Source organism: Pedobacter sp. HMWF019, from assembly GCF_003061025.1.
Lineage (GTDB): Bacteria > Bacteroidota > Bacteroidia > Sphingobacteriales > Sphingobacteriaceae > Pedobacter.
In genome coordinates this window covers 1-500 of record NZ_QAIL01000584.1, presented here as the reverse complement: position 1 = coordinate 500, position 500 = coordinate 1, and the positions used below count along the sequence as shown (strand labels likewise).

At 36.6% G+C, this 500-nt stretch carries 1 pseudogene; it reads right to left on the bottom strand.

The annotated features are described in order from the left end of the window. A pseudogene (locus DBR11_RS30440) lies at window positions 1-391 on the bottom strand (ABC transporter permease); the annotation flags it as partial. Window positions 392-500 lie beyond the last annotated feature (109 nt).

Genomic DNA, 500 nt, shown 5'->3' with positions numbered 1-500 from the left:
CAATGGTATCCAGATTTGGGTTTTTTAGATAAGCGTCGCTTACACCTTTAATCAAACCAACCGATTGCCTGTCTTTATACCGCAGTAAAGCATTTTCAGAAAGAACCTCTGTAAATGAATATATCCGCTTGTCATTCTTTAAATTTTGTAAATTCGCAACCCCTGGATCAAAGGTTTTTCCTGTTGCCGGTGCAATAACGAGTTCCGGTGTAAAAGTATTATACATTTTTAAAACCACCTCTTCAAAGCCATTAAAAACCGAAAGGATAATTAACAACGCTGCACTGCCCACAAATACACCCGCAAGTGAGATTGTGGAAATAATGTTAATGGCATTGGTAGATTTTTTTGCAAAAAGATACCTGCGTGCAATATAAAAGGCCGTATTCAAAACTTTAATTTACTATTTAGAAAAATGGATTATTCTCTTTTTCAAAACCAATAGAAGTGGGTCCACCATGCCCTGGGTAAACCTTGCAATCAGCAGGTAAGGTAAATAA